At 72.3% G+C, this 13,051-nt stretch carries 13 protein-coding genes; 10 read left to right on the top strand and 3 right to left on the bottom strand.

Annotation, left to right across the window (positions count from 1 at the left end; genetic code table 11):
• Positions 1–23 precede the first annotated feature (23 nt).
• The 4 genes from GC203_RS03670 to GC203_RS03655 are packed head-to-tail and all read left to right on the top strand — an operon-like array spanning position 24 to position 3,627.
• The gene (locus GC203_RS03670; RefSeq protein WP_293451449.1) at positions 24–617 is read left to right on the top strand and encodes a DUF3052 domain-containing protein; all 594 of its coding nucleotides are present in this window, start codon (positions 24–26) and stop codon (positions 615–617) included.
• Positions 618–666: 49 nt separating this feature from the next.
• The gene (locus tag GC203_RS03665) at positions 667–2,160 is read left to right on the top strand and encodes a CHASE3 domain-containing protein (protein ID WP_293451447.1); all 1,494 of its coding nucleotides are present in this window, start codon (positions 667–669) and stop codon (positions 2,158–2,160) included.
• Positions 2,153–2,596 carry a response regulator gene (locus GC203_RS03660; protein WP_293451445.1) on the top strand — a complete coding sequence of 148 codons (444 nt, stop codon included), beginning with the start codon at positions 2,153–2,155 and terminating at the stop codon, positions 2,594–2,596. Before GC203_RS03665 ends, GC203_RS03660 begins: the two co-directional genes overlap by 8 nt.
• On the top strand, positions 2,596–3,627 hold the full coding sequence (locus tag GC203_RS03655) for a histidine kinase dimerization/phosphoacceptor domain -containing protein (RefSeq protein WP_293451443.1): 1,032 nt from the start codon (positions 2,596–2,598) through the stop codon (positions 3,625–3,627). The genes GC203_RS03660 and GC203_RS03655 overlap by 1 nt, the downstream gene beginning before the upstream one ends.
• Before the next feature lie 121 nt (positions 3,628–3,748).
• Here the strand turns inward: GC203_RS03655 and GC203_RS03650 are convergent, their stop codons facing one another.
• Positions 3,749–5,200 (bottom strand): alpha/beta fold hydrolase, encoded by a 1,452-nt coding sequence (locus tag GC203_RS03650; protein WP_293451441.1) that lies wholly within the window; start codon positions 5,198–5,200, stop codon positions 3,749–3,751.
• A gap of 132 nt (positions 5,201–5,332) precedes the next feature.
• On the opposite strand from GC203_RS03650, the gene GC203_RS03645 reads away from it, so the two are divergent.
• The 3 genes from GC203_RS03645 (at position 5,333) to GC203_RS03635 (ending at position 8,306) form a co-directional block, all read left to right on the top strand.
• Complete coding sequence (locus GC203_RS03645) at positions 5,333–6,754, top strand: LytTR family DNA-binding domain-containing protein (RefSeq protein WP_293451439.1); 1,422 nt, start codon at positions 5,333–5,335, stop codon at positions 6,752–6,754.
• Positions 6,755–6,895: 141 nt separating this feature from the next.
• Positions 6,896–7,579: a PEPxxWA-CTERM sorting domain-containing protein gene (locus GC203_RS03640; RefSeq protein ID WP_293451437.1), complete on the top strand. Its 684-nt coding sequence runs from the start codon at positions 6,896–6,898 to the stop codon at positions 7,577–7,579.
• Between the two features lie 97 nt (positions 7,580–7,676).
• A complete protein-coding gene (locus tag GC203_RS03635) occupies positions 7,677–8,306 on the top strand; it encodes a PEPxxWA-CTERM sorting domain-containing protein (protein WP_293451435.1) in 630 nt (209 codons plus the stop codon).
• A 47-nt stretch (positions 8,307–8,353) separates the two neighbouring features.
• Here the strand turns inward: GC203_RS03635 and GC203_RS03630 are convergent, their stop codons facing one another.
• Complete coding sequence (locus tag GC203_RS03630; protein ID WP_293451433.1) at positions 8,354–9,064, bottom strand: TetR/AcrR family transcriptional regulator; 711 nt, start codon at positions 9,062–9,064, stop codon at positions 8,354–8,356.
• A gap of 100 nt (positions 9,065–9,164) precedes the next feature.
• On the opposite strand from GC203_RS03630, the gene GC203_RS03625 reads away from it, so the two are divergent.
• The 3 genes from GC203_RS03625 to GC203_RS03615 are packed head-to-tail and all read left to right on the top strand — an operon-like array spanning position 9,165 to position 12,165.
• Entirely contained in the window at positions 9,165–10,235 is a 1,071-nt protein-coding gene (locus tag GC203_RS03625; RefSeq protein ID WP_293451431.1) for an efflux RND transporter periplasmic adaptor subunit, read from the top strand.
• Positions 10,235–11,491: an FtsX-like permease family protein gene (locus GC203_RS03620; RefSeq protein ID WP_293451429.1), complete on the top strand. Its 1,257-nt coding sequence runs from the start codon at positions 10,235–10,237 to the stop codon at positions 11,489–11,491. Before GC203_RS03625 ends, GC203_RS03620 begins: the two co-directional genes overlap by 1 nt.
• On the top strand, positions 11,488–12,165 hold the full coding sequence (locus GC203_RS03615; protein WP_293451427.1) for an ABC transporter ATP-binding protein: 678 nt from the start codon (positions 11,488–11,490) through the stop codon (positions 12,163–12,165). Before GC203_RS03620 ends, GC203_RS03615 begins: the two co-directional genes overlap by 4 nt.
• Positions 12,166–12,290: 125 nt before the next feature.
• Here GC203_RS03615 and GC203_RS03610 read toward each other — a convergent pair whose 3' ends face one another.
• Positions 12,291–12,995 (bottom strand): response regulator transcription factor, encoded by a 705-nt coding sequence (locus GC203_RS03610; protein WP_293451425.1) that lies wholly within the window; start codon positions 12,993–12,995, stop codon positions 12,291–12,293.
• Positions 12,996–13,051 lie beyond the last annotated feature (56 nt).

Here is a 13,051-nt window from a genome sequence, read left to right as displayed (position 1 = left end):
CGGGCTGAGGCAACGCTGGCCTCATGGGCAAGGACGTACAGGTCGGGGCGCGGTTCGCCGACGGCGCGGACGAGGGCCGACTGCAGTACGAACCGCCGAAGCTGATCTTCCGCGGCCGGGAGCGGCGCGCCTGGACGGGCGAGGCGCTGGCGGGCGTGCGCGCCGAGGGCGCCGACCTGGTGCTGGCGGACGGCGCGCGCTTCGCGCTGGGCGAGAAGGCGGCGGCGGCCTGGGCCGGGGCGATCGCCAATCCGAAGACGCGGATGCAGAAGATCGGCGTGAAGCCGGCCATGCGCGCGGCGATCCTGGGCGTGGAGGACGAGGCGCTGGCCGGCGAGCTGACGGCGGCGGGCGCGCGGATCGCCGACGACCTGGAGGCGATCGACCTGCTGTTCTACGCCGCCGACAGCGCCGAGGCGCTGGCCCGGATCGGCGGGCTGGTCCCGGCCCTGGCCGAGACGGGGGCGCTGTGGGTGGTGTCGCGCAAGGGAAAGGCGGCCACGGTCAAGGACGTCGAGGTGATGGCCGCCGCCAAGGCCTGCGGCCTGGTGGACAACAAGGTGGTGGGCTTTTCCGAGACCCTGACGGCGCTGCGGTTCGTGCGCCGGCGGAACTGAACGCGCGGTCAAGCTTTCTTATCCGACCAAGAACCTCCAACCCGGAAGCATGCCCACACGCGCCCCCCGTATCATCCGTGACTCGTTCATCTTGCTCACCGCCGGCGGCGTCGTGCTGCTGGGCGTGGTCTCCGGTTCGATCTGGCTGGCCAACGGCGCGCGCGCCAGCGCCGACAGGGTGCAGCTCTCTCAGCAGACAAGGAGCCACGCCTACCGGCTCCAGGGCCTGGCCCAGGACGCCGAGACCGGGCAGCGCGGATATCTGCTGACCGGACGGGACAGCTATCTGCAACCCTTCCTCGACGCGCAGCGGGACTTGCCCGGGGAGCTGGCCGCCCTCGATGCGGCGCTGAACGCCGAGGGCCGCGACGGCGAGATGGACAAGGCCGCCGCGCTGGTCCGCGCCAAGTTCGCCGAACTCGACGACACGCTGGAGCTCGTCCGGTCCGGCGACCGGGCCGCCGCGCTCGCCATCGTCAACAGCGACCGGGGGCGGACGTTGATGGACAGCGTGCGGGCCGAGACCGACAAGATCATCGACTCGTCCGACCGCCGCGTGGAGGCCGCGAGCCGGGACCTGCAGGACAACGCCCGCATCCAGGCCGTGGTGAGCGTCGCCGGCGGCGTCGTGGTGGTGATCTTCGTGGCGTTCGCGGGCTGGAGCGCGCTGCGCTACACGCGCGACCTGCTGCGCGCCCGCGGCGAGATCGAGGCGCTGAACCGCGAACTGGAGGCGCGGGTGGCGGCCCGCACCACCGACCTGGTTCGCGCGAACGACGAGATCCAGCGCTTCGCCTACATCGTCAGCCACGACCTCCGCGCGCCGCTGGTCAACGTCATGGGCTTCACGAGCGAACTGGAGGAGGGGCTGGGCGCCGTCCGCCGCTTCGTGACCGCGCCCGCGAACGAGCGAAAGGGCGCGCTCAAGGACGACGCGGAAGTCGCCGTCGAGGAGGACATGCCCGAGGCGCTCGACTTCATCCGCTCCTCGACCCGGAAGATGGACCGCCTCATCAACGCGATCCTGAAGATCTCCCGGGAAGGCGGGCGCGTTCTGACGCCAGAGGACATCGATCTGGGCCCGCTCGTGGAAGGCCAGTTCCAGGCCCTGGGCCACCAGTTCGAGGCCTTGGGCGCGGTGTTCCACGTCGACGGCGAGCTTCCCACCGTCGTTTCCGACCGGCTGGCGCTGGAGCAGGTGTTCGGCAACCTGCTGGACAACGCCGTGAAATACCTCGATCCGAAGCGACCCGGCCGGGTGGAGGTGTCGGCCCGCGACCTGGGCAGCCGGGTGGAGGTGTCGGTCGAGGACAACGGCCGGGGCATCGCGCCCCAGGACTTCAATCGGATCTTCGAGCTCTTCCGGCGCTCCGGCGCCCAGGATCGGCCGGGGGAAGGCATCGGCCTGGCGCACGTGCGCACGCTGGTGCGACGCCTCGGCGGCGAGATATCTGTCGACTCCCGGCTGAACCACGGCGCGACGTTCCGGGTCGTCCTGCCGAAAACTCTGAGCACGTTCTACGCGGAGTCGCCCAATGCCTAATGGAAGTCCCGTCTCCATCGTCATGATCGAGGACGACGAGGGTCACGCGCGCCTGATCGAGCGCAACATCCGTCGCGCCGGCGTGAGCAACGAGGTCCTCGCCTTCCAATCGGGCACGACGGCGGTCGAATACCTGCTGGGGCCGGACGGATCGGGCGAGGTCAGCGCCAACCGCCACCTCCTGATCCTGCTCGACCTGAACCTGCCCGACATGAGCGGCGTGGACATACTGGAGAAGGTGAAGTCCAACGCGAACACGCGCCGCATCCCGGTCATCGTGCTGACCACCACCGATGACGAGCGCGAGGTGAAGCGCTGCTACGATCTGGGCGCGAACGTCTACATCACGAAGCCGGTGAACTACGAAGGCTTCGCCAACGCGATCCGGCAGCTCGGGCTGTTCCTGTCCGTGATCCAGGTGCCGCCGGCCGACTGATGACCCCTAGGCCGCGAATCCTCTACATCGAGGACGACGAAGGACTCGCGCGCCTCGTCGAACGAACCCTCGCGCGCGCCGGCTACGAGATGGTCCATGCGCAGTCGGGAAGCGCCGGCGTCGCCCTCGCGGGGGAGAGTACGTTCGACCTCGTGGCGCTGGACCACCACCTGCCCGGCGAGACCGGCCTGGACGTGCTGCCCCAACTCGCGGCGCTGCCGAACTGCCCGCCCGTCGTCTACGTGACCGGGTCCGACGACAGCCGGGTCGCCGTGGCGGCGTTGAAGGGCGGCGCGGTCGACTACGTCTGGAAGGACGTGCAGGGCCACTTCCGCGAGCTGCTGGTGGAAGCGGTCGCCGGCGCGCTGGAGCGGGAACGGCTGCGCCGGGCCAAGGCGGAAGCCGACGCCGAGGTCCGCGCCGCGCGGGACCGCGCCGAGCTGCTGCTGAAGGAGGTGAACCACCGGGTCAGCAACTCGCTGGCGATGGTGGCGGGGTTCGCGCGCCTGCAGGCGAGCGCGGTTTCGGACCCGTCCGCCAAGCGGGCCCTTGAGGAGATGCAGGCGCGGATCCACGCCATCGCCGGCGTTCACCGCCGACTCTATACCTCGCACGACGTCGAGGCCGTCGAGCTCGACGCCTACCTGCGGACCCTGGTCCAGGAACTGTGGACCACGGCGCGGCAATCGGGACCGGCCCACACGATCCGGTTCGAGTCGCCGCCGATCACCGTCGCCACGGACAAGGCGGTCTCCCTGGGCATCATCGTGACCGAACTGGTCACCAACGCGCTGAAGTACGCCTATCCCGAAGGCGCGAGCGGCGAGATCCGCGTGCGCCTGGAGCAGCGCGGGCCGGCCACGCGCCTGATCGTCGAGGACGACGGCGTGGGCTATTCGGGGAAAGGCGGGGCGAAGGGCTCGGGCCTCGGCATGCGCGTCGTCTCGGCCATGGCCTCCAACCTGAAGTCGAAGATCGCCATCGACCAGGGCGGGCGTGGCGCCCGCGTGACGCTCGACTTCGACGCCTAGGTCGAGGACCCAATCAACCGACCCTCGCCGTCAATGTTCATGGGTGGCCCGGACAAGCCGGGCCATGACGATATATAATAATTTCAAAGCGTTGAGCGGATCTTCAACCTGAGCCGTCACGCTATCCGGGCGCGAAGCTGACCGGCGGCAGGGCGATGGTCTCGTCGGACAGGCGCTCGCCCCGGAAGAAGGCGACCAGCCGCTTCGCCACCTCGGGCGTCGTCTCCAGCACGTCGTGGCCGGCGTTCTCGACGGTGAGCCAGCGCTTGTCGGCGAACTGCTTTCCCACCTCGCGCTGCTCGGCCAGGGGCGTGCGCCCGTCGAGGCTGCCGGAGATCAGCAGCGCCGGGACCCGGGTGCGGAAGGGCGCGCGGAAGCTGTCGTCCAGCTCGATCCCGGCCACGGCGCCGCGGACGTGCGGCATGGGGAAGTTGAGCGCGTCGCCCAGCACCGCGGTCTTCGCCTGGGTCTCCACGCGGGCCAGACGCGCCGCGGAGATTCCGGAGGCCATGTCCATGGCGTCGGACATGCCGCCCACGCCGCCCATGCGGCCGACCGCCAGCGCGATCATCCGGCCGGCGGCGGCCGCGTCGGCCCTGTCGATTTGGGCGTAGAGGCGGGGCAGGCGCACCAGGCTGGAGGGGTTCTTGACCAGGCCGCCGGCCATGAGCTGCAGCGGGAAGGCGCCGACCTCCACCTCGGTGGGCGGGGCGTCGCGGTCGAGCACGACGCTCACGCGGGACGGGGCGGCGTCGAGGCGGGCGTGGACCCGGCGCATCAGGCCAACGAGGTCGGGACAGGCGGCGCGGGCGGCGGACTCGCCGCGGATCAGCTCGGCCACGCGTTCCAGATAGCCGTCGACGCGCGCGGGCAGCTTCACGGTCTGGTCCAGGCCCTCCAGGCTGGCCAGGGCCACGCGGCCGATCCGGTCGCCGTGATACTTCAGCGCCGCCTGGGCCAGATGCGTGCCGTAGCTGATGCCCCAGAGATCGATCCTGTCGGCGCCCAGGTGGCGGCGCAGGTCGTCGAGGTCGTGGGCGCTCTCGACGGTGTTGTAGGCCTCCATGGCGATCCCCTGGTCGCGCCACAGGCCGAAGCAGCGGACGAGCTCGGCGCGATACCAATCGGTCATGCCGTCGCGGGTGAGGGACAGTTCGGGCGCCTGGACCGGCCGGATGCGGGGGATCTGGTTGGAGTAGCCGGTCCCGCGCTGGTCGAAGGCGATCACGTCGCCCACCTGCCGCAGGGCCTGGAAGATCGGGAACCTGGGGCCCATCGCCGTGCCCGTGCCGGGCCCGCCTGGTCCGCCGGCCAGATAGACCAGCGGCGGCCCGGGATTTGGCGTGGTCGCCGGGAAGCGGGCGTAGCGCAGGGTGAGGGTGCGCGAGGCCGGGTCGCCGCGCTTCTCGGGGACCTGGAACTCGCCGTAGACGACGTCGGAGGTCGAGCCGTCGATGGCGCGGAACTCGCCGGGCCCCGCCTTGAACGCGGCGCGCGCGGCGCCCGGCATCAGGGCGGGGAGGGCGAAGGCGGCGGCGGTCCCGAGGATCGCGCGCCGGGTGCGGAGATACATGAACGCTCCTTGGTCACGGGAACCCCGATAGGAGCGCGCCTCGCGCGGTCGTGGGGCCGCGGCTCGGCGAAACGGCGGGCGGGATCGGTGAAATGACGCCGCGGGCCGGCCGCGGCGGGTTAGGTTGGCGCGATGCTCCGCGCGCTCCTCTTCGCCGTCGCCCTGCTGGCCGCCGGGACGGCGCACGCCCAGACCGCGCCGGCGGAGCCGCGGATCACGGGGATCGAGGCCTGCGACGCGGCGCGGCGCGGTTGCCGGCCCGTCCCCTGGTATCGGATCGACGCCCAGAAGCGGCTGATCTGGGTGATCGCGCAGGTCCGCGGGACGCCGACGGGACCCATGCGCGTCCACATCTCCTCGATGGCCGCCTCGGAGGTGTGGTTCAACGGCGTGCTCATCGGGCGCAACGGACGGCCCGCCGCCGACCCCGCCGACGAGCGGCCGGGCCTGATGGATGCGAGCTTCCCGATCCCGCCCGACCTCTGGCGGGCGGACGGCAACGAGATCGCCCTGAGGATGTCCGGCCACCTGAGCCCCGTCCGGCTGGGCGCGCCGACCCACGCGTTCGGGATCGCGCCCGACCGACCGGCGCCGCGCGGAGCCTGGCGGCTGGCGCCGACGCTGGTCGCCGCGGGGGCGCTGCTGGCCGGCTGCCTCTACTTCCTGGCGCTGGCGATCCTGGAGCGCACCCGCTCCAGCGCGCTGCTCGCGGCGCTGTCGGGCGCGGCGCTGCTGCAGGCCGGCGCGGAGATGTGGCGCTCGCTGCTGCCCTACGCCTATCCGGTGCAGGCCGTGCGCCTGGTGGTGATCCTGGCGGCGGCCTGGGCGTTCGCTGTGCTGCTGTCGGCCTTCGCCGGCGAACGGTTCCTGGCGCGCCGCCGCTGGCTCCCGCCCGCGCTGACCGCCGCGGCCGGCGCCGTGGCCGCCGTCCTGCCCATCGGCTTCGACACCCGCACCGGCCTGGCGCTGATCCTGGGCGCGGGCGTCTCGGCGGTCGCGGCGGCGCTGGGCCTGAGGCGCGGCGCGCCCGGCGCGCGCGCGGCGCTGGCGGCGCTGGGCGGCTTCCTGGCGCTGCTGCTGGCGGCGCCGGACGCCTTCCTCGACCTCTCGCTGTTCATGGTGATGGCCGCCCTGGCGCTCGCGCTGCTGGTGGCCGAGGTCGTGCGGCTGCGGCGCCTCGCGACCGCGCGGGAGGACGAGCTGGTCCGGGCCGCGACCCGGCCCGACAGCCTGAGCGTGGCCGCCGGCCGGGGCGTGGAGATCGTGCGGCTGGACCATATCGCCGCCATCGTCGGCGCCGACGACTACGCCGAACTGCGGCTGACCGACGGGCGCACGCTGCTGCACGCCGCGCGCCTCGACCAACTGGAGCAGACGCTGCCGCCGCCGTTCCTGCGGGTCCATCGCTCGGCCATCGCCAATCTCGCCCACGCGCGCCGGCTTTCGGCGCGGGGCGGCCGCTGGGGCCTGGAGATGGCGGCGGGCGAGCCCCTGCCGGTCAGCCGCGCGCGGCTTGCCGGCGTGCGAGCCGAAATCTGTAAGGTTAATCAATAGGCTGTCGGAATTCCCGTCTCGGGCGAGAACTTCGCCTCAGGCGCGCAGCCGTGCAATTCCGCGCACGCCGATGCACCTGACCGCGTGAGGGCGCCCCACCTAGCCTTGCGGCCCAACGATGGGTTTCAGGGGTGGTTTGATATGCGTGTTCTTCTTGGCGGCGTCGCCGCGGCTCTCATGATCGCTTCGGCGAGTTCGGCTTCGGCCGCCTTCCTGTCCGGGACGGGCGGGGCGCCGACGGACGCTGCGGTCGCGGGCGGGACGACGATCGATTTCGATGCGGAGCCGCTGTCGAGCTTCGGAAGCAAGACGTTCGGCGGGGTGACGCTGTCGGGAGCCGGCGGCAGCGGCCAGCTCCACATCGATAGCCTCTACGGCGGCAACTACAACACCTCCGGCCACTATCTCGACAACGGCGGGTCCGGCGACACGCTGCAATGGGTGTTCGACTTCACGAGCCCCGTGACCGCCTTCACCTTCAACTTCGGCGCGACGGACGTCGTCTGGTCGCTCGCGGTCTACAACGGCGCCGATCTGATCGAGGCCGTCGCGCTGAGCCCGGTGCACGGATCCAACGCCGGCGACTACTTCGGCTATTCGGCGTCCAGCATCACGCGGGCCACGCTCACGAACACCGAGGCGCTGACGACGTACCACGACGCCGCCTTCATCGACGACTTCACCTACGCGGGCGCCGGCGTCGCCATCGACGAGCCGGTGGGCGGCGTGCCGGAGCCGGCGACCTGGGCGCTGATGCTGCTGGGCTTCGGCGGGTTGGGGGCGATGCTTCGCCGCCGCGGCGCCGCGGCGCTCCAGGCCGCCTGACCCCGCCATATCCGCCGCCCGCGAGGGCGCTCATCAAATCATGCCGCCGCCGCCGACGCCCTGCGTCCGCGACGGCGGCGCAAGTTCGGAGACGATCGTGAAAACTGGACTGATCGCGGCGTTCGCCGCCTTCACGCTCGCCGCGTCGGCCGCCCAGGCCGCCCCGGTGGTCTACACCATCACGGGCTCGGCGAGCGGACACCTCGACGGCCAGGCCTTCAGCGACGCCGGCTTCACCTTCACCCTGACCGGCGACACCGACCAGGTGGTGGCGGCCGGGACCCTCCAGACGCTGGATCCGCTGATCTCGGCCCAGGGCGTGATCGACGGGTTCGATGGGTTCACGATCCTCACGCCCACGGCGCTCTACAACGACACCCTCACCGGCCAGGTGGCGTTCGACACCTACCTGCCCGGACTGCGCAACATCCTGCTCTGGAAGACGACCACGCCGCAGGACCTGACGACGGCGTTCGGGCCGGTCGGCTCCAACCCCCTCGTCCAGGTGATCGCCAACGTCATCCCGACCACGGGCGGCGACCTGGCCTTCGACATCGCGCTCTATGATGGCACGGCGCCCGTCACCTTCTCGTCCGAGACCCGGGGTTCGGGCGGGGCGCCCGGCGGCGTGCCGGAGCCGGCGACCTGGGCGCTGATGCTGGTGGGTTTCGGCGGGCTGGGGTCGGCCCTGCGCCGCCGCAGGGCGGCCGCCTTCGCCGGCGCCTAGAGGCCTTCCTCTTACGACGAGGCGCGTCGTGAGGGGATCAACATGTTCTAGCTCAAGGCCGCCAGCATCGCGCGCAGGAAGCCCGGCTCCACCAGCCGCACGGAGCCGGGCGCGACGCCCAGCAGGCGCTCGACCACGGCGGACTCGTCGGCCAGGCGGGATTCCAGCAAGGCCACGGCCCCGTCGAGGTCGCCGGCCGCGGCGCGGGCCATGGCCTCGACCGCGACCGACATCCGCGCGTGCGACATCTGCAGGAGAATCTCGGCCACCATCTCGGGTGAAGGCGGGTGGAAGAGGCCCTCGCGAACGCCTTCCCGCACGATGTCCGTCAGCACCGGCAGCACCACGCGGGCCGTGGCGTCGATCAGGCGCTGGTTGAGCATGACGTTGTCGGCGCGCAGCACCGCCGTGTAGGCCGACTTGAGCGCCGGCGCGCGCTCGATCTTCCACTGGCGGCCCTGCTCGAGGAAGGCGTTGAGGCGCGACAGGGCGTCGAGCGCAGGGTCCTCCAGCACGGCCTCGGCATCGGCGACGATCTGGGCCGCCACCCGCTCGGTCAGGGCGTCGAGCAGCGCCTCCTTCGAGTCGAAGTAGTGATAGAACGCGCCCTTCGAGAGCCCTGCGCGCTCGATGATGTCGTTGACCGTGGCGGCGTCGTAGCCGCGGGTGAAGAACAGGGCCTGGGCGCAGTCGAGGAACTGCGCCCGCCGCTCGGCCGGCGCCCGCTTGATCCGCACCGTCGTCTTGATTGCCGTCATGGCCCTCGCGCCCGCGGTCTGGAAAAGCAGGCTCCGCGTCCGATTCCGATAGCAGACCGACCGTCGGTCTACTAGGGTCCGCGTCGCGGAGGCGTTGCTTATGGCCATCCATGATCTGCGCGTGGTGAGCGAGCCGGAAGCGGCGCGGCCGGGACCGCCGCCCCGGCGGCGACGGTGGCCCTGGCGGCGGGGGCTGATCGTCCTGGCGCTGGCCGCGGCCGGCGGTTTCGGGGCCTGGTCGGTGCTGAAGCCGGTCGAGGTGAAGACGGCCCAGGTGGTCACGGGCGAGGCGGTGGACGCGGTCTACGCCTCGGGCGTCGTGGAATATGTGCGCCAGGCCAGCATCGCCCCGGTGGTGACCGCCCCGATCCGCCAGGTGCTGGCGCACGAGGGCGATGCGGTGCGCCCCGGCCAGACCCTCGCCCAGCTCGACGACGGGCCGCAGGAAGGGACGACCCTGCAGCTGGAGGCCCAGGCCGCCCTGGCCCGCGCCACGGCGGCCCGGCAGACGCGGCTGCACGAGGCCGGCTTCGGCGCGAAGGCCGCCTGGGAGGACGCGCTCGCCCAGGCGCGCGCCGCGGACGCGGCGGCGAAGAGCGCGCGGGCGCGGCTGGCCGACTATCGCATCAAGGCGCCGTTCGCCGGCCGGGTGATCCGCCGCGAGGCCGAGCCGGGCGACCTGGCCAGCGTGGGCAAGGCGATGTTCGTGGTGGCCGACACCGGCGCGCTGCGCATCACCGCCGACATCGACGAGCGCGACGTGGGCCGGCTGGCGGTGGGGCAGGCGGCGGCGGTGCGCTCGGACTCGTTCCCCGGCCAGGTGTTCGACGCGCGGATCAGCGAAATCACGCCGCAGGGCGACTCGACCGGCCGGGTGTTCCGCGCGCGGCTGGCGCTGGACCCCGACAGCACGCTGAAGCCGGGGATGACGGTGGAGGCCAATCTCGTCACCGCGCGGCGCGCCGACGCGGTGCTGGCGCCCACGGCCGCGCTGCGGGACGGCGCGGTCTGGCTGGTGCGGGACGGCCGCGCCCGACGCCAGGCCGTGAAGACCGGAACCAAGGGCGTGGAGCGCACCGAGATCACCGAAGGCCTCAAGGCCGGCCAGACCGTCGTGCTGGACCCGCCGGAAAAGCTGAAGGACGGAACGCGCCTCTCGATCGGCTCCTGATGCGCGGCTTCCTCACGCTGCTCGGCATCTCGATGGCGCACCTCGTCGTGCGCACGCGCCAGACGCTGGTCGCCACCGTGGGCGTGGCCGTGGGCGTCGGCTTCTTCCTGGCCGTGTCGGGAATGATGGTGGGCTCGGACAAGGACTTCGTCCGCACCCTGATCGACGCCGCGCCGCACGTCATCGTGCGCGACGAGCAGCGGGCGGGCGCGCGCCAGCCGGCGCGCGACGCCTATCCGGGCGCGGCGGTGGCGGTGGCGGGCGTGAAGCCGGCGGAGGAGGTCCGGGGCCTCAAGGACTGGCCGGCGATGCTGGCCGACGCGAGGGCGCTGCCCGGCGCCATCGCCGCGCCGTCGCTGAGCGGGGCCGCCACGCTGCAGTTCGCCGGCCGCACCGAGGCGGTGGCGCTGAACGGCATCGATCCCCGGCTGGAGGGCCGCCTCGCCAAGATCGAGGCGAGCCTGGTGGGCGGACGCCTGCTCGACCTGGAGGCGCGGCCCGACGGGATCATCATCACCCGCCCGCTCGCCGACCGCATGGGGGCCAAGCTGGGCGACACGCTGGTGGCGGTCTCTCCGGCCGGGGTGACCCAGCGCATGCGCATCCTGGCCCTGGTGGAGCCCGACGCCATGGCCGGCTTCTACGCGGGCGACAACACCGCCTATGGCCTGCTGCGCACCGCCCAGGTGCTGTTCGCGCGGCCCAACGTGGTCAACCAGCTCCACGTGAAGGTCGCCGATCCGCAGGCGGCCGACGCCGACGCCAAGGCGCTGGAGGCGCGGTGGGGCTACACCTGGGAGTCGTGGCAGGAGCGCTCGCGCGACGTGCTCAACCTGCTGGTGGCGCGCCGGGTGATCCTCTACGCGGTCATCTCGGCGATCATGCTGGTGGCCAGCTTCGGCATCTATACCGGCGTCTCGACCAGCGTGGCGGACAAGCGGCGCGACATCGCCATCCTGCGCGCCATGGGCTTTACGGCCCGCGACGTTCAGACGGTCTTCCTGATCGAGGGGCTGGTGGTGGGCGTGATCGGCGCGGCCATGGGCTTCGCGCTGGGCACGGCCCTGCTCGAAGCGCTGTCGCGGGCGCCGCTGACGGTCCAGGGCAAGCCGCTGGTGATCCCGCTGGAGCGCGGCCTGGAGCAGTACCTGATCGCCGGCGCCGCCTCGATGGGCTCGGCCCTGGTGGCCGCCTGGCTGCCGGCGCGGCGCGCGGCGATGGTCGATCCCGTGGACATCCTGCGGGGGGCGGCGTGAGCGGGCTGCTGGAGGTGGAGGGCGTCTCGCGGCGGCTGGCCGATCCCCAGCCCGTGGTGCTGGTGCGCGACGTTTCGCTCCGCGTCGATCGCGGGGAGTTCGTCGCCATCATCGGCCCGTCGGGTTGCGGCAAGTCCTCGCTCCTCTACCTCCTCGGCCTGCTCGACCGGCCGACCACCGGGAGCGTGCGGATCGAAGGCCGCGCCACCGAGGCGCTGTCGGAAACCGAACGCACGCGGCTGCGGCTGCGGCACATCGGCTTCGTCTTCCAGTTCCACTTCCTGCTGCCCGAGCTGACCGCCCTGGCCAATGTGGCGCTGCCGATGCGGCGGGCCGGCCTCGACGGGCGCGAGGCGGAGGAACGGGCGCGCGCCCTGCTGGCCAAGCTGGGCATCGAGGCCGAGGGGGGCAAGCGCCCCGACCGGATGTCGGGCGGCCAGCGCCAGCGGGTGGCCATCGCCCGCGCGCTCGCCAACGACCCCGCCCTGATCCTGGGCGACGAGCCCACCGGAAATCTCGACTCGGCCAATTCCGCCCGGGTGGTGGAGGAGTTCCGGCGACTGGCCCACGAGGAGCGCCGGGCCGTGGTCTGCGTCACCCACGACATGGAGGTCGCCGCCGCCGCGGACCGGCGGGTCCACATGGTGGACGGGCGGATCGAGGGCGAGGACTAGAGCGCGTCCTGGTCGGCTTGAATCAGGCCGACTGGGATCAACGCGCTCGCGTCTTTGAATTTAGAGGCCTTCTCGTCCCCTCACGATGCCTCATCGTGAGGGGGAAGGCCTCTAGGCCGCCGCGCTCAGGTCAGGCCGCGTTGCGCCGCCGCCAGCACCGCCTCGGCGCGGCTGGAGACGTGGAGCTTCTGGTAGATGACCTTCACGTAGCCCGCGACGGTCTGCGGCCTGAGGCCGATGGCGCGCGCGGCCTCGGGCGCCGAGAGGCCACGGGCCAGGAGGGTCAGCACCTCGGTCTCGCGGGCGCTCAGGCCGGCCTCGTCGCGCGCCCGCGGGGGGGCCTCCGGCGGGGGCGGACGCAGGCGCTCCAGCATGCGGCGCGCGATGGAGGGCGACAGCGGCGGCTCGCCGGCGTCGATGCGGCGCAGGCAGTCGGCGACGGCTTCGGGGTGCTCCTGCTTGAGCACGTAGCCCTGGGCGCCGGCGGCCAGCGAGTCGAAGAGGTGGACGTCGTCGTCGTAGATGGTGGCGACCACCGGAAGCGCCTGCGGAAAGGCCTGGGCGATCTCGCGCACCAGGTCGACGCCCGACCCGTCGGGCAGGCCCAGATCGATCAGCGCCAGCGTCAGGCTCCAGGGCGGGTCGGCGGCGTAGAGCTCGAGCCAGCGCCGCGCGTCGCGCAGGCTGGCGGCCGAGGCGACGGCCATGCCGGGGAAAGCGTCGCCCACCACCGCTTCCAGCCACTCGCGGGTGTCCGGGCGGTCCTCGACGATCAGACACCCCCTATTTGGGGGGGCGTCGAGGGAAGGGGGGGCACTATCCTCCACCATGGGCGGGACGCCGTACTCCGTCTGACCTGCAACGACGATGTTATCAAACCCTGGCA

The sequence above is a fragment of the Phenylobacterium sp. genome (assembly GCF_016124325.1).
In the GTDB taxonomy this organism is placed as follows: Bacteria; Pseudomonadota; Alphaproteobacteria; order Caulobacterales; family Caulobacteraceae; genus Phenylobacterium.
Note: the sequence above shows the minus strand (reverse complement) of the source record. Positions and strands in the feature narration are given on the sequence as shown.